Origin of the sequence: Streptomyces sp. CY-1, assembly GCF_047218265.1 — a bacterium.
Taxonomy (GTDB): Bacteria; Actinomycetota; Actinomycetes; order Streptomycetales; family Streptomycetaceae; genus Streptomyces; species Streptomyces niphimycinicus.
Genome location: NZ_CP178393.1, coordinates 9,901,342 through 9,924,758 on the forward strand (window position 1 = coordinate 9,901,342; position 23,417 = coordinate 9,924,758).

The 23,417-nt window shown below is 73.7% G+C and carries 2 protein-coding genes and 1 pseudogene; all 3 read left to right on the forward strand.

From position 1 onward, the window contains the following. The first annotated feature begins 135 nt into the window (after nt 1–135). On the forward strand, nt 136–13,506 hold the full coding sequence (locus tag ACK1X7_RS42680) for a type I polyketide synthase (RefSeq protein ID WP_413116534.1): 13,371 nt from the start codon (nt 136–138) through the stop codon (nt 13,504–13,506). Further along, nucleotides 13,506–18,386, forward strand: coding sequence for a type I polyketide synthase (locus ACK1X7_RS42685; protein ID WP_413116535.1), 4,881 nt, complete (start codon nt 13,506–13,508; stop codon nt 18,384–18,386). The genes ACK1X7_RS42680 and ACK1X7_RS42685 overlap by 1 nt, the downstream gene beginning before the upstream one ends. Nucleotides 18,387–18,447: 61 nt before the next feature. Next, nucleotides 18,448–23,358 (forward strand): annotated as a pseudogene (locus ACK1X7_RS42690) (type I polyketide synthase); the annotation flags it as partial. Nucleotides 23,359–23,417 lie beyond the last annotated feature (59 nt).

A 23,417-nucleotide genomic window follows, 5' to 3' on the forward strand; every position in this document is an offset into this window, starting at 1 on the left:
ACCCCTATGCCCACGGTTAGGGGTGCCGACGGTTAGGGGTGGTTGAGCTGACTCCCGAGCCCATACCGTCGACTTCCGGATCATGGTCAGTCCAGTCGCGTCGTATCTCCACTGAGAGAAGAGTCTGAGGTCGTGATGTCGGAGAACTCCCTGGTGCGTGACGGGCACATCGCGGTCATCGGTATGGCATGTCGCGTACCGGGCGCATCGACACCGGATGAGTTCTGGCAGTTGCTGCGCAATGGAGAGAGCGCCATCACGGAGATTCCGGCGGACCGGTATGCCGATGAGCTCCGGGACGCCGGCATTCGATTCGGCGGGTTCGTCGAAACGGCAGCCGAGTTCGATCCGGAGTTCTTCGGGATATCTCCCCGCGAGGCACTGGCCATGGACCCCCAGCAGCGCCTCGCGCTGGAACTGTGCTGGGAGGCCCTGGAAAACGCCGGACTCGTCCCCGCGCATCTCGAGGGCAGCCGCACCGGCGTCTTCATCGGCGCCATCGCCGACGACTACGCGACACTGGTCCACCGCCGCGAACCGGCCACCATCACCCAGCACACCCTCACCGGTCTGAACCGCGGCATCATCGCCAACCGGGTCTCCTACGCCCTGGGACTGCGCGGCCCCAGCGTGGCCGTGGACACCGGGCAGTCCTCGTCCCTGGCCGCCGTCCACCTGGCCTGCGAGAGCCTGCGGCGCGGCGAGACCGAGACCGCCGTCGCGGGCGGTGTCCAGCTCAACCTGGCCCCCGACAGCTTCATCGCCGCCTCCCGGTTCGGCGCGCTCTCCCCGGACGGCCGCTCCTTCACCTTCGACGCCCGCGCCAACGGCTATGTGCGCGGTGAGGGCGGCGGCCTCGTCGTGCTCAAACGGCTCGCGGACGCCCGACGCGACGGCGACCCCGTGCTGGGCGTGATCCGCGGTTCCGAGGCCAACAACGACGGTGGCGGCGACAGCCTCACCACCCCCGCGGCCCACGGGCAGGAGGCCATGCTGCGCGCCGCCTACGAGCGCGCCGGGGTCGACCCCGCCCGGGTCCAGTACGTCGAACTGCACGGCACCGGCACCAAGGTCGGCGACCCGGTCGAGGCCGAGGCACTCGGCGCGGTCCTGGGCGCCGGCCGGGCACACGGCGCGCCCCTGCGCGTCGGCTCCGCCAAGACGAACGTCGGCCACCTCGAAGGCGCCGCCGGAATCACCGGCCTCATCAAGACGCTGCTCTCGCTCGCCCATCGCGAACTGTTCCCGAGCCTCAACTACGAGACACCGAACCCCGCCATCCCCCTGGACACCCTCGGCCTCACGGTCCAGACCGACCTCGCCCCCTGGGCCCCGGAGGCGGACACCCCACGGCTCGCGGGCGTCAGCTCGTTCGGCATGGGCGGCACCAATGTGCACATGGTGCTGGAGCAGGCACCCCTCGAGGACCCGGCCGTCGAGCGGCCGATGGACCTCGATGTGGTGCCCTGGGTGCTCTCGGCCCGCGGTGAGGCGGCGCTGCGGGCCCAGGCGCGGCGGTTGCGGTCGTACGTGGCGGCGCGGCCGGAGCTGGATCCGGTGGATGTGGGCTACTCGCTGGCGCTGGGCCGGTCCGCCTTCGGCCACCGGGCGGCGGTCGTCGGCCGCGACCGGGGGGAGCTGCTGAGGGGCCTCGGCGAACTGGCCACGGGCGTGGTCCCGGGCACGGTGGCGGGCCGCGGTGGGACGGCGTTCCTGTTCACCGGACAAGGCGCCCAGCGGCTGGGCATGGGGCGTGAACTGTACGCGGCGTTCCCGGTGTTCGCGGCGGCGTTCGACGCGGTGTGCGCGGAGCTGGACCGTCATCTGGGGAGTTCGGTACGGGAGGTGGTCTTCGGCGGGGATGCCGAGGCGCTGGACCGGACGGTGTTCACACAGACCGGGCTGTTCGCCGTGGAGGTGGCGCTGTACCGGCTGGTGGCGTCCTGGGGTGTCGCGCCGGACTTCGTGGTGGGGCATTCGGTGGGGGAGCTGGTGGCGGCGCATGTGGCGGGGGTGTTCTCGCTGGAGGACGCCTGTGCGCTGGTGGCGGCCCGGGGCCGGTTGATGCAGGCGCTGCCCGAGGGCGGCGCGATGGTCTCCCTCCAGGCCGCGGAGGCCGAGGTGCTGCCGCATCTGGCCGGTTATGAGGACCGGGTGAGTGTGGCCGCGGTCAATGGTCCGGCGGCGACCGTCATCTCCGGTGAGGAGTCGGCGGTGCTGGCGGTGGCCGAGGCGGTGGGCGTCAAGAGCAAGCGGCTGTCCGTCTCGCATGCCTTCCACTCACCCCTGATGGAGGGGATGCTGGCCGAGTTCGCCGAGGCGGCGGGCCGGATCGGCTACTCCGCACCGCGACTGGCGATCGTCTCGAACGTCACCGGCGAGTTGGCGGGCGAGGAGGTGTGCTCGCCGGAGTACTGGGTGCGCCATGTGCGTCAGGCGGTGCGTTTCGGGGACGGCATCCGGTTCCTCGAACGGCAGGGTGTCACCCGCTATGTGGAGATCGGCCCGGCCGGTGTGCTCTCCGCCATGGGCCGGGACTGTGTCTCGGAGGCCGCCGCGTTCATCCCCTTGCTGCGCAAGGACCGTGACGAGGTCGAGGCGTTGTCGTCCGGGGTCGCCCAGGTGCACGCGCACGGCGGGGACGTCGACTGGGAGCGGGTGTTCGCCGGGCGCGGTGCGCGCCGGGTGGAGCTGCCCACGTACGCCTTCCAGCGGCAGCGCTACTGGCTGGACAGCGAGCTGCCCGGGATCGAGGAGGCCGCCACCGGCGAACCCCTCTCCTGGCGCGCGGAGTTCGCCGCCCTGACCGACCCCGCCGAGCGCGAGCGCGTGGCGCTGGAGCTGGTCCGTACGCACACCGCCTGGGTCCTGGGCTCCCGGGGCCCCGACACCGTCGACCCCGAGAAGATCTTCAAGGATCTCGGTTTCGACTCGCTGATGTCCGTCGAGCTGTGCAACCTCCTCAGCACCGCCACCGGAACACGGCTCGCCGGGACCGTCCTCTTCGACCACCCCACCCCGCTGGCCCTCTCCCGCCACGTCCAGGACGTGGCGGTGGGCTCCCGGACGGCCACCGCCACGGCCCCGCGTCCGGCCGCCGTCCGGCGCGCCACCGGCCACGACGACCCGATCGCCATCGTGGCGATGAGCTGCCGCCTCCCCGGCGGGGTGCGCACGCCCGAGCAGTTGTGGCAGCTCGTCGGCGAGGGCCGGGACGCCATCGCGGGCTTCCCCGCCAACCGTGGCTGGGACCTGGAGGGGCTCTACGACCCGGACCCGGCCCGCCACGGCACCAGCTATGTGCGCGAGGGCGGATTCCTCTACGAGGCCGACCAGTTCGACCCGGCCTTCTTCGGCATCAGCCCCCGCGAGGCCCAGGCGATGGACCCCCAGCAGCGGCTGCTGCTGGAGACCGCGTGGGAGGCGTTCGAGCGCGCCGGGATCGACCCCACCACGCTCAAGGGCAGCGATGCCGGCGTCTTCGTCGGCACCATGCCGCAGGACTACGGGCCGCGGATGGACGAGGCGTCGGAAGGGTTCGAGGGCTATCTGCTGACCGGTGGCACCACCAGCGTCGCCTCCGGCCGGATCGCCTACACCTGGGGTCTGGAGGGCCCGGCGGTCACCGTGGACACGGCGTGCTCGTCGTCCCTGGTGGCCCTGCACATGGCCGTGCGGTCGCTGCGTGAGGGCGAGTGCTCGCTGGCGCTGGCCGGTGGCGCCACCGTGATGTCCAGCCCCGGGATCTTCGTGGAGCTGAGCCGCCAGAAGGCGCTGTCGCCCGACGGCCGCTGCAAGGCGTTCTCGTCCGACGCCGATGGCACCGGCTGGGGCGAGGGCGTGGGCATGGTGCTGCTGGAGCGGCTGTCGGACGCGCGGCGCAACGGCCACCGGGTGCTGGCGCTGGTCCGTGGCTCCGCCACCAACCAGGACGGCGCGAGCAACGGCCTCACCGCCCCGAGCGGACCCGCCCAGCAGCGCGTCATCCGGCAGGCACTGGCCGACGCCGGGCTCACCACGGCCGATGTGGACGCGGTCGAGGCACACGGCACCGGCACCTCGCTCGGCGACCCCATCGAGGCCGGGGCCCTGCTCGCCACCTACGGCCAGGACCGGCCCGAGGACCGGCCGCTGTGGCTCGGCTCGCTGAAGTCCAACGTCGGCCACCCCCAGGCGGCCGCGGGCGTGGCCGGGGTCATCAAGATGGTGATGGCGCTGCGCCACGGCACACTCCCCAAGACCCTGCACGTACACGAGCCCTCGCCACATGTCGACTGGTCGTCCGGGGGCGTGGAGCTGCTGACCGAGGCCCGGCCGTGGCCGGAGCCGGAGACCGCGCGGCCACGGCGCGCGGGCGTCTCGTCCTTCGGCATCAGCGGCACCAACGCCCACGCCATCCTGGAGCAGGCCCCGGCCGAACCGGACGTCGCCGCCCAGGAGGAGACCCGCCCCGCCGCCCCGGCCCTGCCCGTGCTGCCCTGGGTGCTGACCGGGCGCACCGAACAGGCCCTGCGGACCCGGGCCGGGCAACTGCGCGACCACCTCGCCGACCACCCCGGCACCGACCTCGCCGCACTCGGCCGCGCCCTCGCCACCACCCGGACGGCCTTCGGCCACCGGGCGGTGATCCTCGGCCGGGACCGGGAGCCGCTCCTGGACGGGCTCGGCGCGCTCGCACAGGGCACCCCGGCGCCGCATGTGGTCGAGGGCACGGCGGGCGGGCGGCGGAAGACCGTGTTCGTCTTCCCCGGGCAGGGTTCGCAGTGGATCGGGATGGCGCTCCCGCTGTGGAACGCCTCGCCCGTCTTCGCGGAGCGGCTGGAGGTGTGCGCCGACGCCCTGGAGCCGTTCCTGGACTGGTCGTTGCGCGATGTGCTGCGCGGTGAGCCGGGCGCCCCGTCGCTGTCCCGCATCGACGTGGTCCAGCCCGCGCTGTTCGCCGTGATGGTCTCCCTGGCCGCGCTGTGGCGCTCGTACGGCGTCGAACCGGCCGCGGTGGTGGGCCATTCGCAGGGCGAGATCGCCGCCGCGTATGTGGCCGGTGGGCTCTCGCTGGAGGACGCGGCCAAGGTGGTGGCCCGGCGCAGCCAGGCATGGGCCGAGCTGAGCGGCAAGGGCGGCATGCTCTCGGTGCTCGCCTCGGCCGGGACGGTCGCCGAGCGGCTTCGGCCGTGGAGCGAACGGCTCGGCATCGCCGCCGTCAACAGCCCCGCGACCGTGACCGTCTCCGGCGACCCGGAGGCCCTGGACGCCTTCATGGCCGAACTCGCCGCCGACGGGGTGAAGTCCCGCCGGGTGCCGGGCGTGGACACCGCCGGGCACTCCCCGCAGGTCGACGGCTTGCGCGAACGGCTGCTGCGCGAAGTGGCGGGGGTACGGCCGCGCACCTCGCGGATCGCCTACTACTCCACGGTGACCGGCGGACCGCTGGACACCACGGAGCTGGACACCGACTACTGGTACCGGAACATGCGCGAGCCGGTGGACTTCGAACGGGCCACCCGGGCGCTGCTGGCCGACGGCCACACCGCGTTCATCGAGTGCGCTCCGCACCCCATGCTCGCCATGTCGCTCCAGCAGACCATCGAGGACGCCGGTGGGAGCGCCGCCGTCGTCGGCACGCTGCGCCGGGACGAGGGCGACCCGGAGCGCTTCGCCGCCTCGTTCGCCGAGGCGTATGTGCAGGGTGTCGAGCCGTCCTGGGACGCCGTGTTCGCGGGCGGCCCGGGGAGCGGCGCACCGGACGTGGAGCTGCCGACGTATCCGTTCCAGCGGCAGCGGTACTGGCTGGACAAGCCGGTCGCGGCGAGCGATGTGGCCGCCGCCGGACTCGACGCGGCCGGACATCCGCTGCTCGGCGCCGCCGTCCCGCTGGCCGGGGCGGACGACCATCTGTTCACCGGCCGCGTCTTCGCACCGGAGCACCCCTGGCTGATCGAGCGCACCGGCCCGGACGCGGCCGTGCTCCCCGGCAGCGCCCTCGCCGAACTGGCGATCCGGGCGGGCGACCAGGTCGGCTGCGACCGGATCGAGGAACTCTCCCTGGACACGCCGCTGGTGCTGCCCGAGAAGGGCGCCGCGGTGATCCAGATGCGCGTCGGCGCCCCGGACGGTGGCGGCTTGCGCGCGCTCAGCGTCTACGCGCGCGCCGAGGGCGCGGACTCCGACGAGCCGTGGACGCGGTACGCCACGGCGGTCCTGGGCGTCGGTGCCCCGGCCGCGGACCCCGGCCTCGCCGTATGGCCCCCGGCCGACGCGGTCCCGGTGGAGGTGGCGGGAGGCGCCGTCGCGGCCTGGCGGCTCGGTGCGGACCTGTACGCCGAAGTGGGGCTGACCGAGGCCGAGGAGGCCGACGCCCAGCGCTACGGTCTGCATCCGGTGCTGCTGGAGTCGGTGCTCGACGCGGTGGAGACCCCGGGCGACGGCGGTGGAGACGGCGACGGCGACGGCGGGGCGCGGCTGGCCTTCTCATGGAGCGGTGTCGTACTGCACGCCACGGGCGCCACGGCGCTGCGGGTACGGCTGACACCGGCCGGCCCCGACACCTACGCGGTGGCGGCGGCCGACCCGAGCGGCGCCCCGGTGGTCTCGGTGGACCGGCTCGTACTGCGCACGGTGGACACGCCCGAACCGATCGGCGGCCGCTCCGCCCTTCACCCGTCGCTGTTCCGCCTGGAGTGGCCCGCCGCGCCCACCGCGGATACGGCCGTGGCCCCGGCGACCTGGGCGGTGCTCGGCGACGACCCGCTCGGGCTCTCCCCGGCGGTGGACGCGGTGCCCTACGACGAGGCGGCGGACGTGCCGGACGCGGTGCTGGTGCCGTGCACCCGCACCGGCACCGCCGAGGGCGACGGGGACGTGGCGGAGGCGGCCCACGCCGCCACCCACCGCGTGCTGGCGCTGATCCAGCGGTGGATCTCCGACGAGCGCCTCGCCTCCTCCAGGCTGGTGTTCGTCACCCGGGGCGCGGTCGCGGCCGTCCCCGGCGAAGAGGTGCCCGATGTGGCACACGGCGCCGTATGGGGACTGGTGCGCTCGGCGCAGTCGGAACACCCCGGGCGCTTCGTCCTCGTCGACCTCGACGGCCACCCGGAGTCGGTGGACGCCCTCCCGGGCGCGGTGGCCTCCGGCGAACCGCAGTGCGCGGTGCGCGAGGGCCGGGCGCGGGTTCCCAGGCTGGCACGGGTGGCTTTGGGGGCTGGGGCGGCTGCTGGGGCCGTCGCCATGCGGACTTCTGGGGGCACCGGCACCCAGGTTGCCCAGGTTGCCGGGGCCGGGGTTACCGGGCTCGCTGCCACCGTGGCCACCGGCGCCGAGACCGCTGAGGCCGACGGCACCGAGGTTGCCGGGGCTACCGGGGTCGCCGCCACCGAGGTTGCCGGGCTCGCCGCGACCGTCGTCACCGCCACCGGAGCCGCCGACACCACCGCCACCGAGGCAGCCACCACCAGCGCTACCGAGTCTGCCAGCACACGGCTCATCGAAGCCCCCGACGCCCACCGACGGCTGGACCCCGAGGGCACCGTTCTCGTCACCGGCGCCACCGGCACCCTGGGCGGGCTGCTCGCCCGCCACCTCGTGACCGAGCACGGCGTACGGCATCTGCTGCTGACCAGTCGGCGCGGGCCCGCCGCCGAGGGCATGGCCGAACTCTACGCAGAACTGACCGAGTTGGGGGCCGCCGTCACCGTCGCCGCCTGCGACACGGCCGACCGCGAGGCGCTCGCCGGGCTGCTCGGCGCGATACCCGCCGCGCATCCGCTGACCGCCGTGATCCACGCGGCGGGGGTGCTCGACGACGGCGTCGTGGACGCGCTGGACCCCGAGCGGCTCGACCGGGTGCTGCGGCCCAAGGTGGACGCCGCATGGAATCTGCACGAGCTGACCGCGGACCACGACCTGGCCGCGTTCGTCCTCTACTCCTCCGTCGTCGCCACCATCGGCAACGCCGGACAGGCCAACTACGCCGCCGCCAACGCCTTCCTGGACTCCCTCGCCCAGCACCGCAGGGCCCGTGGCCTGGCCGCCCAGTCCCTCGCCTGGGGCCTGTGGGAGCAGCGCAGCGGCATGAGCGGTCATCTGGCCGACGCCGATGTGCGGCGCATGGCGCGCTCCGGTATCCGTCCGCTGCCCAGCGCGGAGGGCATGGAACTCTTCGACGCCGCGCGGGCGGCCGGGGACGCCACTTTGGTGCCCGTCCGGCTCGATCTGGCGGATCTGCGCAGGCGGGCCGCGAGCGGCAGCCCCGGCCGGGAAGCCGTACCGGCGTATCTGCGCGGCCTGGTCAGGACGCCGGTCCGCCGGGTGGTACGGGCCGGTGGCGGAGGCGGGGCCGTGGAAACCGACGAGAGCTCGCTCGGCCGGCGGCTGGCCGCCCTGGCGGCGGCCGATCGGGATCCGTTCCTGCTGGACCTGGTGCGGGAACACGCGGCGGCCGTACTGGGGCTCGCCGCCCCGGAGGACATCGAGGCCACCCGCGCCTTCCGCGAGGTCGGCTTCGACTCCCTGACCGCCGTGGAGTTGCGCAACCGGCTGGGCGCGGCCACCGGGCTGCGGCTGCCGACCACCCTCCTCTTCGACTATCCGACCCCCGCCGTGCTGGTGGACCATCTGCGCCGCGAGGCGCTGGGCGAGCGGGAGGAGGTGGCGGCCGTGGTGGCCGCCGTCCGCCCCGCCGATGACGATCCGATCGCCATCGTGGCCATGAGCTGCCGGCTGCCGGGCGGGGTCCGCGGCCCCGAGGAGCTGTGGGAGCTGGTGGCGGACGGCCGCGATGTGATCTCGGCCTTCCCGGCCGACCGCGGCTGGAACGTCGAGGAGCTGTACGACCCCAACCCCGATACGCCGGGCAGGAGTTACGCCAAGGAGGGCGGCTTCCTCTACGACGCCTACCACTTCGACCCGGAGTTCTTCGGGATCTCCCCGCGCGAGGCGCTCGCCATGGACCCGCAGCAGCGGCTGCTGCTGGAGACCTCCTGGGAGGCGCTGGAGCGCGCCGGGATCGACCCGCACACCACACGGGGCAGCACCGCGGGCGTGTTCATCGGTTCCACCGGCCAGGACTACGCCTCGGGGCTCGGTGAGATCCCCGAGGACATGGAGGGGTATCTGCTGACCGGCAAGGCCGCCAGCGTGGTCTCCGGCCGTATCGCCTACTCCCTCGGCTGGGAGGGCCCGGCGCTCACCATCGACACCGCGTGCTCCTCCTCCCTGGTCGCCATCCACCAGGCTGCGCAGGCGCTGCGCCAGGGCGAATGCTCGATGGCGCTGGCGGGCGGCACCACGATGATGTCCACGCCGAGCCTGTTCATCGAGTTCAGCCGGCAGCGCGGCCTCGCCCCCGACGGCAGGTCGAAGGCGTTCTCCTCCGACACCGACGGCACCAGTTGGGGCGAGGGCGTCAGCATGGTGCTCCTGGAGCGGCTGTCCGACGCCCGCGCCAACGGCCATGAGGTGCTGGCGCTGGTGCGTGGCTCCGCCGTCAACCAGGACGGTGCCAGCAATGGCCTCACCGCCCCCAACGGCCCCTCCCAGCAGCGGGTGATCCGGCAGGCGCTGGCGAACGCCGGGCTGTCGGCCGCCGAAGTGGACGCCGTCGAGGCCCACGGCACCGGCACCACGCTCGGCGACCCGATCGAGGCTCAGGCCATCCTCGCCACCTACGGCCAGGGCCGGGAGGCCGAACGGCCGCTGTGGCTGGGCGCGTTGAAGTCCAACATCGGCCACACCCAGGGCGCGGCCGGCGGCGCCGGTGTCATCAAGATGGTCATGGCGATGCGCCACGGTCTGCTGCCCAGGACACTCCATGTCAAGGAGCCCACCCCGCATGTGGACTGGACGGCGGGAGCGGTCGAGCTGCTGACCGAGGCCAGGGACTGGCCGACGGGCGAGCGGGTGCGCCGCGCCGGGGTGTCCGCCTTCGGCATCAGCGGGACCAACGCCCACCTCATCCTGGAGGAACCGCCCGCCGAGCCCGCCGCCGACCCGGAGCCGGAGCCGTCGGTGCGCACCGATGCGGTGCCGTGGGTGGTGTCCGGCCGTACCGAGGCGGCGTTGCGCGCCCAGGCGGAGCGGCTGCGGTCGTACGTGGCGGCGCGGCCGGAGCTGGATCCGGTGGATGTGGGCTACTCGCTGGCGCTGGCCCGGTCCGCCTTCGGCCACCGGGCGGCGGTCACCGGCCGCGACCGGGCGGAGCTGCTGAGCGGGCTGGACCGGCTCGCCACGGGCATCACTCCCGGCACGGTGGCCGACGAGGAGGGCAGGACGGCGTTCCTGTTCACCGGGCAGGGCGCACAACGACCCGGTATGGGAGGGGAGTTGTACGCCGCGTTCCCGGTGTTCGCGGCGGCGTTCGACGCGGTGTGCGCGGAGCTGGACCGTCATCTGGAGGGTTCGGTGCGCGAGGTGGTCTTCGGCGGGGATGCGGAGACGCTGGACCGGACGGTGTTCACACAGACCGGGTTGTTCGCCGTGGAGGTGGCGCTCTTCCGGCTCATCGAGTCGTGGGGTCTCGCACCGGATTTCGTGGTGGGGCATTCGGTGGGGGAGCTGGCCGCGGCGCATGTGGCGGGGGTGTTCTCGCTGGAGGACGCGTGTGCGCTGGTGGTGGCGCGCGGTCGGCTGATGCAGGCGCTGCCCGAGGGCGGCGCGATGGTGTCGCTGAAGGCCGCCGAGGGGGATGTGCTGCCGCATCTGGCCGGTTACGAGGACCGGGTGAGTGTGGCGGCCGTCAATGGCCCGGCGGCGACCGTCATCTCCGGTGAGGAGTCGGCGGTGCTGGCGGTGGCGGAGGCGGTGGGGGTCAAGAGCAAGCGGCTGAGCGTCTCGCACGCTTTCCACTCGCCGCTGATGGAGGGGATGCTGGCCGAGTTCGCCGAGGCGGCGGCCGGGATCACCTACGCCATGTCACGCACCGCGATCGTTTCGAACGTCACGGGTGAGCCGGTGGGCGAGGAGGTGTGCTCGCCGGAGTACTGGGTGCGCCATGTGCGTCAGGCGGTGCGTTTCGGGGACGGCATCCGGTTCCTCGAAGGGCAGGGTGTCACCCGCTTTGTGGAAATCGGCCCGGCGGGTGTCCTCTCCGCGATGGGCCAGGAGTGCGTCTCCGGCCCCGCCGCGTTCGTCCCCCTGATGCGCAAGGACCGTGACGAGGTCGAGGCGCTGCTGTCCGGGGTCGCCCAGCTCCACGCGCACGGCGGCGAGGTCGACTGGGAGCGGGTGTTCGCCGGGCGCGGTGCGCACCGGGTGGAGCTGCCCACGTACGCCTTCCAGCGGCAGCGCTACTGGTTCGACCCCGCCACGCCCGGAACGCCGACCGCCGCCGCCACGGGCGCGTCCTCCGTGGAGGCACGCTTCTGGGAGGCGGTCGAGCGCGAGGACCTGGAGGCGCTGACCACCACCCTGGAGATCGACCAGCAGACGCGGCTCAGCGAACTGCTGCCCGCGCTCTCCTCCTGGCGCCGGGGCCAGAGCGACCGCGCCACCGTGGACTCCTGGCGCTACCGGATCACCTGGTCCCCGGTCTCCGTCGAAGAACGTACGGCGCCGCTGTCCGGCACCTGGCTGCTGGCCGTGCCCGAGGGCCGGGCCGACAGCGCGCGGGTCGCCGCCGTGGCGGCCGCCCTCGACCGGCGCGGCGCACACGTCACCCCCCTCACCCTGTCCACGAGCGGCCGTGACGCGCTCGCCGAGCGGCTGCGTCAGGCGGTGGCCACCGGGGGCACCCCGGCCGGTGTGCTCTCGCTGCTCGCCCTCGACGACGATCAGCACCCCGAACACACCGCGCTCACCACCGGTCTGGCCCTCAACGTCGGGCTGATCCAGGCGCTGGGCGACGCGGGGATCGCCGCGCCGCTGTGGCTCGCCACCGCAGGGGCGGTGTCGGTGAGCGGAGCCGATCCGCTCGGCAGCCCGGCACAGGCCGCCACCTGGGGCCTCGGCCGGGTCGTGGCCCTGGAACACCCGCAGCGGTGGGGCGGTCTGGTCGACCTCCCCGGGGACCTCGACGAGCGGTCGGCCGACCGGCTGTGCGCCGCGCTCTCCGGCATCGTCGGCGACAGCGGTCCGGAGGACCAGCTCGCCCTCCGCGACGCCGGGGTGTTCGTCCGGCGGCTCGTGCGGGCGCCGCTGCGCGCACCGGGCCGGGAGAGCTGGAAGCCGCATGGCACCGTGCTGATCACCGGGGGCACCGGCGGGCTCGGCGCCCAGGTCGCCCGCTGGCTGGCCCGCTCCGGCGCCGAACATCTCGTGCTCACCAGCCGACGTGGCCTGGCGGCGCCCGGCGCCGCCGAACTGCGCGACGAGCTGACCGCGCTGGGCGAGGGCGGTGTGCGGGTGACGGTGGCGGCGTGCGATGTCCGCGACCGTAACGAGGTGGCGGCGCTGCTGCGCCGGACCACCGCCGGGGGCGACCCGGTGCACGCCGTCTTCCACGCCGCGGGTGTCGTGGAGTTCGCCCAGCTCGCCGACAGTACGGTGGCCGACTTCGCGGAGATGGCCGACGGCAAGGTGCTGGGCGCCGCCCATCTGGACGCGCTGCTGGACCAGGACCACCTCGAGGCGTTCGTGCTCTTCTCGTCGATCGCCGCCACCTGGGGGAGCGGCGGACAGAGCGCCTACGCCTCCGCCAACGCCTGTCTGGACGCCCTCGCCGAGCACCGCGCGGCGCGTGGCCTCCCCGCCACCTCCGTGGCCTGGGGGCCCTGGGCCGACCACGGCATGATCGAGCACGGCGAGGTGGCGGAGCACCTGAGCCGCCGTGGACTGCCCGCGATGGCACCGCAGTTGGCGGTGGCCGCGCTCGGCGAGGCACTGCACACCGGCGAGACCTCCCTCGTCCTGGCCGATGTGCGCTGGGACCGCTTCGTCCCCGGCTTCACCGCGGCGCGCCCCCGGCCGCTGATCGGCGAACTGCCGGAGGTGCGCGACGCCCTCGCCACCACGTCGGCCGCCCCCGACGGCACCGGGCCGGACGGCGTGGCGGACACCTTCCTGGAGAGCCTGGCGGGCCTGTCGGGCGAGGGCCTGGGCCGGGCCCTGCGGGATCTGGTGCACGCCCAGGCGGCGGCCGTGCTCGGCCACTCCTCGTCCGACGCGGTGGCCGGCGGCCGCCCGTTCAAGGAGCTGGGCTTCGACTCGCTCACCGCCGTGGAACTGCGCAACCGGCTGGCCACGGTCACCGGGCTCGACCTGCCCGCCACCCTCGTCTTCGACTATCCGGCACCCGCGCCGCTGGCCGAGTACCTCCGCGGCGAGCTGCCGTCGGCCCGGCCGATGGACGCGCTCACCCTCCTCGACGACCTGGACCGGTGGGAGTCCGCACTGCCGGAGCTGATCGCCGACGACGGAGTCCGGGAGCGGCTGACGGGCCGTCTCGGCGACCTCATGGCGAAGTTGGGCGGCACGCCCGTGGAGCACACCGGCGGACCATCCCCCGACACCGAACTCCTTTCCGCTACCGCCGACGAGGTCTTCGACTTCATCGACAACGAATTCGGGGCTTCCTGATGGCGAACGAGAACGAAGAGAAACTCCTCACCTACCTCAAGCGGGTCTCCTCCGATCTCAAACAGGCCCGTGCGCGGCTGGACCAGATCGAGGCCGACGAGCGGGAACCGATCGCCATCGTCTCGATGGGCTGCCGCTTCCCCGGCGGTGTCCGCTCACCGGAGGAGCTGTGGCGGCTGGTGGCCGAGGGCCGGGACGCGATCTCGGAATTCCCCGCCAACCGGGGCTGGGACGTCGAGGGACTCTACGACCCGGATCCGGGCCGGTCGGGCACCTGCAACACCCGCGAAGGCGGATTCGTCCACGACGCCGACCAGTTCGACCCGGCCTTCTTCGGCATCTCCCCGCGTGAGGCGCTGGCCATGGACCCGCAGCAGCGGCTGCTGCTCGAAGTGTCCTGGGAGGCGATCGAACGCGCGGGCATCGACCCGCTCTCGCTGAAGGGGAGCAGCGCCGGGGTCTATGTGGGACTCGCCTCGTTCCAGTACGGCGGAGACCCGCAGTACGCGCCGCGGAGCGTCGAGGGCCATCTGCTGATCGGCAACGTCTCCAGCGTCGCCTCCGGCCGCATCTCCTACACCCTCGGCCTCGAAGGACCGGCCGTCACCCTGGACACCGCGTGCTCCTCATCGTTGGTGACCATGCATCTGGCGGCCCAGGCGCTGCGCCGCGGCGAATGCTCGCTGGCGCTGGCCGGAGGGGTGGCGGTGATGGCCACTCCCGGTGTCTTCGTCGAGTTCAGCCATCAGCGCGGACTGGCGGCAGGCGGCCGCTGCAAGTCCTTCGCCGCGGGCGCCGACGGCACCGGCTGGGGCGAGGGCGCGGGCATGGTGCTGCTGGAGCGGCTGTCCGACGCCCGCCGCAACCGTCACCCCGTCCTCGCCGTCCTGCGCTCCAGCGCCGTCAACCAGGACGGCGCCAGCAACGGCCTCGCCGCGCCCAACGGCCCGGCCCAGCGCCGCGTCATCGAGGCGGCGCTGGCCGCCGCCGGGCTGGCGGTGGACGACGTCGACGCCGTCGAGGCCCATGGCACGGGCACGGCGCTCGGCGACCCGATCGAGGCGGGCGCGCTGCTCGCCACCTACGGCAAGGGCCGCACCTCCGGCCATCCGCTGTGGCTCGGCTCGCTCAAGTCCAACATCGGCCACACCCAGGCGGCGGCCGGGGTCGGCGGAGTCATCAAAACGGTGATGGCGCTGCGCCACGGAACGCTGCCGAGGACACTCCACGTCGACCAGGCGTCCCCGGCCGTCAACTGGTCCTCCGGCGCGGTCGAACTGCTCACCGAGGCCCAGGAGTGGCCCGAGCGTGGCCGCCCGCGCCGCGCCGGGGTGTCCGCGTTCGGCGTGAGCGGCACCAACGCCCATGTCATCCTCGAACAGGCCCCGGCCGCCGGGGAGGACGACGACGGCGCACCCGCGCTCGACGGCACCGCGCTCGGCGGCTCCACCGTCCCCTGGGTGCTCTCCGGCAGGAACGAAGCGGCCCTGCGAGCGCAGGCGGAGCGGCTGCTGGCGCGGCTGAACGAACGCCCCGAGCTGTCCCCCGCCGATGTCGGCCACGCACTCGCCACCGGACGGTCGGCCTTCGAATACCGCGCCGCGGTCGTGGCCGCGGACCACTCCCAACTGCTCGGCCACCTGGAGGCGTTGGCCTCGGGAAAGGTCTCCGCCGGGGTGGTGCGCGGCGAGGGCGCGGCGGCGGTGGAGGCCCGTCCGGTGTTCGTGTTTCCGGGGCAGGGGTCGCAGTGGGTGGGGATGGCGGTGGAGTTGTTGGATTCGTCGCCGGTGTTCGCGGGTCGGTTGGCGGAGTGTGAGGTGGCGCTGTCGGGGTTTGTGGAGTGGTCGTTGGTCGAGGTGTTGCGGGGTGGGGGTCCGGGGCTGGGTCGGGTGGATGTGGTGCAGCCGGTGTTGTGGGCGGTGATGGTGTCGTTGGCGGAGGTGTGGCGGTCGTGTGGGGTGGTGCCTGCGGCGGTGGTGGGGCATTCGCAGGGGGAGATCGCTGCGGCGGTGGTGGCGGGTGGGTTGTCGTTGGAGGACGGGGCGCGGGTGGTGGCGTTGCGCTCGCAGGCCATCGCACGGGGCCTCGCCGGACACGGCGGCATGATGTCCGTTTCGCTCCCGGTCGAGGAGGTGCGGGAGCGCATCGCCGCGTGGGACGGTCGTATCTCCGTGGCGGCCGTCAACGGCCCCGGCGCGGTGGTGGTCTCCGGTGAACCGGAGGCGCTGCACGAGCTGCTGGCCCGCTGCGAGGCCGAGGACGTACGGGCGAAGCTGATCCCGGTGGACTACGCCTCGCACTCCGCCCAGGTGGAGCAGATCCACGACGAGCTGCTGGACATCCTCGCCCCCATCCGTCCGCGCACCTCGCGGATCGTCTTCCACTCGACCGTCACCGGCGAACCCCTCGACACCGCCGGGCTCGACGCCGCCTACTGGGCCCGCAACCTGCGCGAGACCGTGCGGCTCGAAACGGCGACGCGGGCGCTGCTCACCAGCGGCCACCGGCTGTTCGTGGAGGTGAGCCCGCACCCCGTGCTGGCCGCCGCCATGGCGGCCACCGTCGAGGCCGCCGACGGCGCGGCCGCCGTCATCGGCACCCTGCGCCGCGAGGAGGGCGGCCCCGAGCGAATGCTGCTCTCGCTCGCCCAGGCGTACGTCCACGGTGCGGAGGTGGACTGGCGGGGGCTGTTCGCCGGGCGGGGAGCCCGGCACGTCGACCTTCCCACCTACGCGTTCCAGCGCTCCCGCTACTGGGTCGAGCCCCAGACCGGTCCCGTCGCCGAGACGGCCACCGGCCGGGCGGAGGCGGAGTTCTGGACCGCGGTCGAGAACGCCGACCTGGACACCCTGACGGCCACACTGGGCACCGGCGCCGACGCGCCGCTCAGCGAGGTGCTTCCGCTGCTCTCCTCGTGGCGGTCCCGGCTGAGCGACCAGGCGGTGCTCGACTCGTGGCGCTACCGCATCGGCTGGCAGCCGGTCGACGGACAGCGGACCCCCGCGCTCACCGGCCGCTGGCTGGTGGCGGTGCCCGACAGCACTGCGGCCAACAGCACGCATGCCGCAGACGTCGAGGCCGTCACCGCCGGACTCGCCGCGCTCGGCGCCGAGATCGTCCCCCTGCGGATCAGCCCGGACGACACCGACCGCACCCGGCTCGCCACCCGTATCACCGAGACCATCGGGGAGGCCGGCGCGCCCGTCGGCGTGGTGTCCCTGCTGGCCCTCGACGAGGCACCGCATCCGGCACACCCTGACATCCCCACCGGGTTCGCCACCACCCTCGCCCTGGTACGTGCGCTGGGCGACGCGGGCCTCGACGCACCCCTGTGGGGTGTCACCCGCGGCGCCGTCTCCGCGAGTGGCGCCGACCGTCTCGAAGCACCCGCACAAGCCCTCGTCTGGGGCCTGGGCGGTGCGGTCGCCCTGGAACACCCGCAGCGCTGGGGCGGTCTGATCGATCTGCCCGCCAGGCTCGACGAGAGTTCCCTCCGGGCGCTCGCCCGGGCCCTGACCGGCCAGGACGGCGAGGACCAACTGGCCATCCGCGCCTCCGGCACCCTCGCCCGGCGGCTCAGGAGGGCCGGTGCCAATTCCACCGGCGAGCGCTGGCAGCCCCGCGGCACCGTACTGATCACCGGTGGCACCGGCGGCGTCGGCGCCCAGATCGCCCGCGGGCTGGTCCACGAGGGCGCCGAACACGTGGTGCTCGTCAGCCGCCGCGGGCCCCAGGCCCCGGGCGCCGCCGAGCTGAAGGCCGAACTGACCGAGCGCGGCGCCCAGGTGACCGTCGCCGCCTGCGATGTGGCCGACCGTGCGGCGCTGGCCCACCTGCTGGACTCGGTCACGGGCGACGGCGCGGACCACCCGCTGACCGCCGTGGTGCACGCCGCCGGAGCGCTGGACGACGCCACCGTCGACGCGCTCACCCCCGAGCGGATCGAGACCGTACTGCGCCCCAAGGTGGCGGGCGCGCGCCATTTGCACGAGCTCACCCGGGACCTGGACCTCGACGCGTTCGTCCTGCTCTCCTCGATCGCCGGCACCGTGGGCGCCGCCGGACAGGGCAACTACGCGGCGGCCAGCGCGTATCTCGACGCACTCGCCCAACTCCGCCGCGCGGACGGCCTGCCCGCCACGTCGGTGGCCTGGAGCGCCTGGGCGGGCGGCGGAATGATCGACGGTGCGGTGGCGGACCAGTTGCGACGGCGCGGCGCGCCCCCCATCGACGGTGCGCGGGCCCTGGAACTGCTGCGGCAGACGGTCGCGCACGGCGACGGTTTCCTCGTCGCCGCCGACATCGACTGGGGCCGTTTCGCATCCGCCCTGTCCGCCACTCGGCCGCTGCCGCTGCTCGCCGACCTCCCCGAGGCGGTCGCCACCGGGCAGGACCCGGCAGGGGCCGAGCGGGAGGAGGCCGGTGGCGCTGCCGCGCTGCGCAAGCGGCTCGTGGAGCTGAGCCCGGCCGACCGTCACACCGCCCTGGTGGAGCTGGTGAGCGAGCAGGCGGCCGCGGCCCTCGGCTACGCCGACGCGGGCGCGGTCGAGACCGGACGGGCCTTCAAGGAGCTGGGCTTCGACTCGCTCACCGCGGTCGATCTGCGCAACCGGCTCAACGCCGCCACCGGGCTGCGGCTGCCGGTCACCCTCGTCTTCGACTACCCGACCGCGGGCGACCTCGCCGAGCTGCTGCGGGAGGAACTCCTCCCATCGGACGAGGAGTCCATGGACACCGCGTCGCTCGCGGAGCTCGACCGCGCCCAGTCCACCCTCGCCGCCCTGGAGCTGGAGGACATCGAATCGGCCACGGACGACGAGATGTTCGAGCTGCTCGACGGGATGTTCGAGCTGCTGGGCCGGGATCTGACGGCCCGATGAACCGCCGCGCCACCGCCCCGGCCGCCACCGACGTTCCGGCCCTCTTGAGGAGCTGACGACCATGGACAACGAGAAGAAGCTGCGCGACTACCTCAAGCGGGCCACCGGCCACCTCCGCGCGGCACACGGCCGGATCCAGGAGCTTCAGACCCCCGAGCCCATCGCCATCGTGGCGATGAACTGCCGCTACGCGGGCGACATCCGGTCCCCCGAGGACCTGTGGCAGGCCGTGGCCGAAGGCCGGGACGGCATGGGCGACTTCCCGGCCGACCGGGGCTGGGACCTGCCGAACCTCTTCGACCCGGACCCCGACCGGGAGGGCCGCACCTACGCCCGCCAGGGCGGATTCCTGCATGACGTGGACCAGTTCGACCCGGCGTTCTTCGGTATCTCGCCGCGCGAGGCCCTCACCATGGACCCGCAGCAGCGGCTGCTGCTGGAAGTGGTCTGGGAGACCTTCGAACGGGCCGGAATCGACCCGGGCACCCTGCGCGGCAGCGACACCGGCATCTTCATGGGCGCCACCGACTTCGACTACGCCCGCGGTCTGACCGAGCTGCCCGAAGGGCTCGAAGGCCAGATGTCCATGGGCGCCTCGGGCGCCATCCTCTCCGGCCGCGTCGCCTACACCCTGGGCCTGGAGGGACCGGCCGTCACGGTCGACACCATGTGCTCATCCTCGCTGGTGGCGCTGCACATGGCCTGCCAGGCGCTGCGGCAGGGCGACTGCTCGATGGCGCTCACCGGCGGCACCACCGTGATGTCCACCCCGAATGGCTTCATCGAGTTCAGCCGCCAGCGCGCGCTGTCCACCTCCTCCCGCTGCCAGGCGTTCTCCTCGACGGCCGACGGCACCGCCTGGGGCGAGGGCGTCGGAGTGCTGCTGCTGGAACGGCTCTCCGACGCCCGCCGCAACGGCCACACCGTGCTCGCGGTCGTCCGCGGCTCCGCCATCAACCAGGACGGCGCCAGCAACGGCCTCACCGCGCCCAACGGCCGTGCGCAGCAGCGGGTGATCCGCCAGGCGCTGGCCAACGCCACGCTGTCCGGCGCCGATGTCGATGTGGTCGAGGCGCATGGCACGGGAACGTCGCTGGGCGACCCGATCGAGGCGGGCGCCCTGCTCGCCACGTACGGGAAGAAGCGTCCGGCCGACCGGCCACTGTGGCTCGGCTCGCTGAAGTCCAACATCGGTCACACGGCCGCCGCCGCGGGGGTCGGCGGCGTGATCAAGATGGTGCAGGCCATCCGCCACGGCGTGCTGCCCAGGACCCTGCACATCGAGGAGCCGTCGCCCAACGTGGACTGGTCCTCGGGCGCCGTCGAACTGCTCACCCAGGCCCGGCCGTGGCCGGAGACCGGGCGGGTCCGCCGCGCCGGGGTCTCCGCCTTCGGTGCCAGCGGCACCAACGCCCACGCCATCATCGAGCAGGCCCCCGACGAGGAGCCTTCGGGCACTTCGGCCGAGGGTGACGCCCCGGTGGGCGGCGCAACGGTGCCGTGGGTGCTCTCGGCCAAGACCGAGTCGGGCCTGCGGGCGCAGGCGGAACGGCTGCTGACGCGCCTCGCGGAGGACCCGGAGCTGCCCCCGGCGGACGTGGGCTTCTCGCTGGCCACCACCCGCGCCCTCTTCGACCACCGCGCCGTGGTGGTCGGCGGCGGCGTCGAGGACTTCCGCGGCGGTCTGACGGCGCTCACCCGGGGCGAGCCCGGTGGCCTCGTGGCTCAGGGCTTGGCGGGCCCGGTCGGGAAGCCGGTGTTCGTGTTTCCGGGGCAGGGGTCGCAGTGGGTGGGGATGGCGGTGGAGTTGTTGGATTCGTCGCCGGTGTTCGCGGGTCGGTTGGCGGAGTGTGAGGTGGCGCTGTCGGGGTTTGTGGAGTGGTCGTTGGTCGAGGTGTTGCGGGGTGGGGGTCCGGGGTTGGGTCGGGTGGATGTGGTGCAGCCGGTGTTGTGGGCGGTGATGGTGTCGTTGGCGGAGGTGTGGCGGGCATGTGGTGTCGTGCCTGCGGCGGTGGTGGGGCATTCGCAGGGGGAGATCGCTGCGGCGGTGGTGGCGGGTGGGTTGTCGTTGGAGGACGGGGCGCGGGTGGTGGCGTTGCGCTCGCAGGCCATTGGGCGTGGGCTGGCGGGTCGTGGCGGGATGATGTCCGTGGCCGAGAGTGCCGATGGGGTGCGGGAGCGGATCACCGCGTGGGACGGTCGTATCTCGGTGGCGGCGGTCAATGGCCCCGGTTCGATCGTGGTGTCCGGTGACCCGGAGGCGTTGCGTGAGCTCCAGGCGGAGTGCGAGGCCGAGGACGTACGGGCGAAGCTGATCCCGGTGGACTACGCGTCCCACTCGGCCCATGTCGAGGAACTGCGCGAGGAACTCCTCGACCTCCTCGCCCCGATCCGCCCGCGCACCTCGGACATCACCTTCCACTCCACCGTGACGGGCGCCCCCCTGGACACCACCGGGCTCGACGCCGGGTACTGGTACACCAATCTGCGGGAGACCGTGGAGCTGGAGTCGGCGGTGCGGGCACTGTCGGCCGCCGGGTTCGGGACGTTCCTCGAAATGAGCCCCCATCCGGTGCTGACCATGCCGCTACAGGCGACCGTCGAGGACGCGGTGGTCGTGGGGTCGCTGCGGCGTGACGAGGGCGGCCCGGAGCGGTTCCTGGCCTCGCTGGGCGAGGCGTTCGTCCGTGGGGTGGCCGTCGACTGGGCCGCGGTGTTCACCGGGCTGGGCGCGTCCGTTGTGCAGTTGCCGACGTACGCCTTCCAGCGGCAGCGCTACTGGCTGGAGCAGCCCCCGGCACCGGTGGCCGCCACCGGAGGCGACCCGGTGGAGGCCGAGTTCTGGGACGCCGTCGAGCGCGAGGACCTGGCCGCGCTGACCGCCGCGCTGGAAGTGGACGCAGACGAGGAGCGGTCGTCGCTGCGGACCGTGCTCCCGGCGCTGTCCTCATGGCGCCGCGGCAGCAGGGAGCGGTCCGTGCTCGACTCCTGGCGCTACCACGTCACCTGGAACCGGGTGCCGGACCCGGCTTCGGCGGCCCTGACCGGCACCTGGCTGCTCGTGGTCCCGGCCGGACACCCCGCCACCGAGCTGATCGAGGGCGTACGCGACGGTCTGGAGACCCACGGCGCTACGGTCGTCACCGCCGAGGTGGCCGAGGCCGATCGCGCCGCGGTCGCCGCGCGGCTCGCCGAGGCCACCTCCGGAGCCACCCCGTCCGGAGTGCTCTCCCTGCTCGGGCTCGCCGACGCACCGCACCCCGGCCACGCGGGAGTGCCCATGGGCCTCGCGCTCACCCTCGCCCTCGTCCAGGCCCTCGGCGACACGGGGGTGGCGGCCCCGCTGTGGCTGGCCACCCGCGGGGGTGTGTCCGTCGGCGGCACCGATGTGCTCGACAGCCCCGCCCAGGCGGCCGTATGGGGGCTGGGCCGGGTCGCCGCCCTCGAACACCCGCAGCGCTGGGGCGGCATGATCGACCTGCCGGGCACCGTCGACGGCCGGGTCACCACACGGCTGTGCGGCGCGCTGGCGGGCCGTCTCGGCGACGAGGACCAGTTGGCCCTGCGGCCCTCCGGCGTGTTCACCCGGCGGCTGGTACGGGCCGCCGGACACCGGGGGAGCGGCGCCGCCTGGACCCCCGGGGGCACCGTGCTGCTCACCGGCGGCACCGGTGGTGTCGGAGCCCAGATCGCCCGCCGGCTGGCCCAGGCCGGTGCCGAACACCTGGTGCTCACCAGCCGACGTGGCCCCGAGGCGCCCGGCGCGGACAAGCTCAAGGCCGAACTGACCGAACTCGGCGCCAAGGTCACCGTGGCCGCGTGCGATGTGGCCGACCGCGCCGCGCTGGAGGCGCTCGTACGGGAGGTGGAGGCCGAGGGCCCGCCGATCCGCTCCGTGCTGCACATCGCGGGTGCCGGTGTGCTCGTTCCGCTCGCCGACACCGATCTGGCGGAGTTCGCCGACACGGCGGAGGCCAAGGTCGCGGGCGCCGCCAACCTGGACGCCCTCTTCGACCGGGACACGCTCGACTCCTTCGTGCTCTTCTCCTCCATCTCGGCCGTCTGGGGCAGTGGTGAACACGGCGCGTACGCCGCCGCCAACGCCTACCTCGACGGGCTCGCCGAGAACCGCCGGGCCCGCGGCCTCACCGCCACCTCGGTGGTGTGGGGCATCTGGAGCCCCGAGGAGGGCGGCATGGCCGCCAACCTCGCCGAGGAGCAACTGCGCGGCCGGGGGATCCCGTTCATGACTCCCCGGCTCGCCATCGACGCGTTCTGGCAGGTGATGGACGGGGACGAGACCGTGGTCGTGGTCGCCGACGTGGACTGGGAGCGGTTCGTCCCCGTCTTCACCTCGGCCCGGCCCAGCCCGCTCATCGGCCAGGTGCCCGACGTGGCGCGGATCCTCGCCGCCGACGCCGGCACGGGGGCGGACACGACCGGAGAGTCCTCCTCGCTGCGCGACCGGCTGGCCGATATGGCCCCGGCGGACCGGCGGGTGGCCGTGCTGTCGCTGGTGCGCTCGCAGATCGCCACCGTGCTCGGCTATCCCGGCCCGGAGGCCGTCGACGCCCAGCGCGCCTTCCGCGAACTGGGCTTCGACTCCCTGAGCGCCGTCGACCTGCGCAACCGCCTGGGCACCGCGACCGGGCTCCGCTTCCCCGTCACCGTCGTCTTCGACTACCCGAGCGCGGAGGAACTCGCCGGACACATCGGCGCCGAACTCTTCCCCGCTGACACCGCGAGCACCGGCCTCGGCCCCGAGGACGCCGAGGAGGCCGAGGTCCGCGCGGCACTGACCTCCATCCCCCTGCTCCGGCTCCGCGAATCCGGGCTGCTGGACGAGCTGCTGCGGCTGGCCGGTTCCCATGACCCCGCCGCCGGACCGGTGGACGAGGAACCCGCCGAGTCCATCGACGACCTGGACGTGGATGACCTCGTCCGCATGGCCTACGACAAGAACGACCTCTGACGAGACTCGACTGCGGAGCTGACAATGGCAAACCCAACCGACAAGATCGTTGGCGCGCT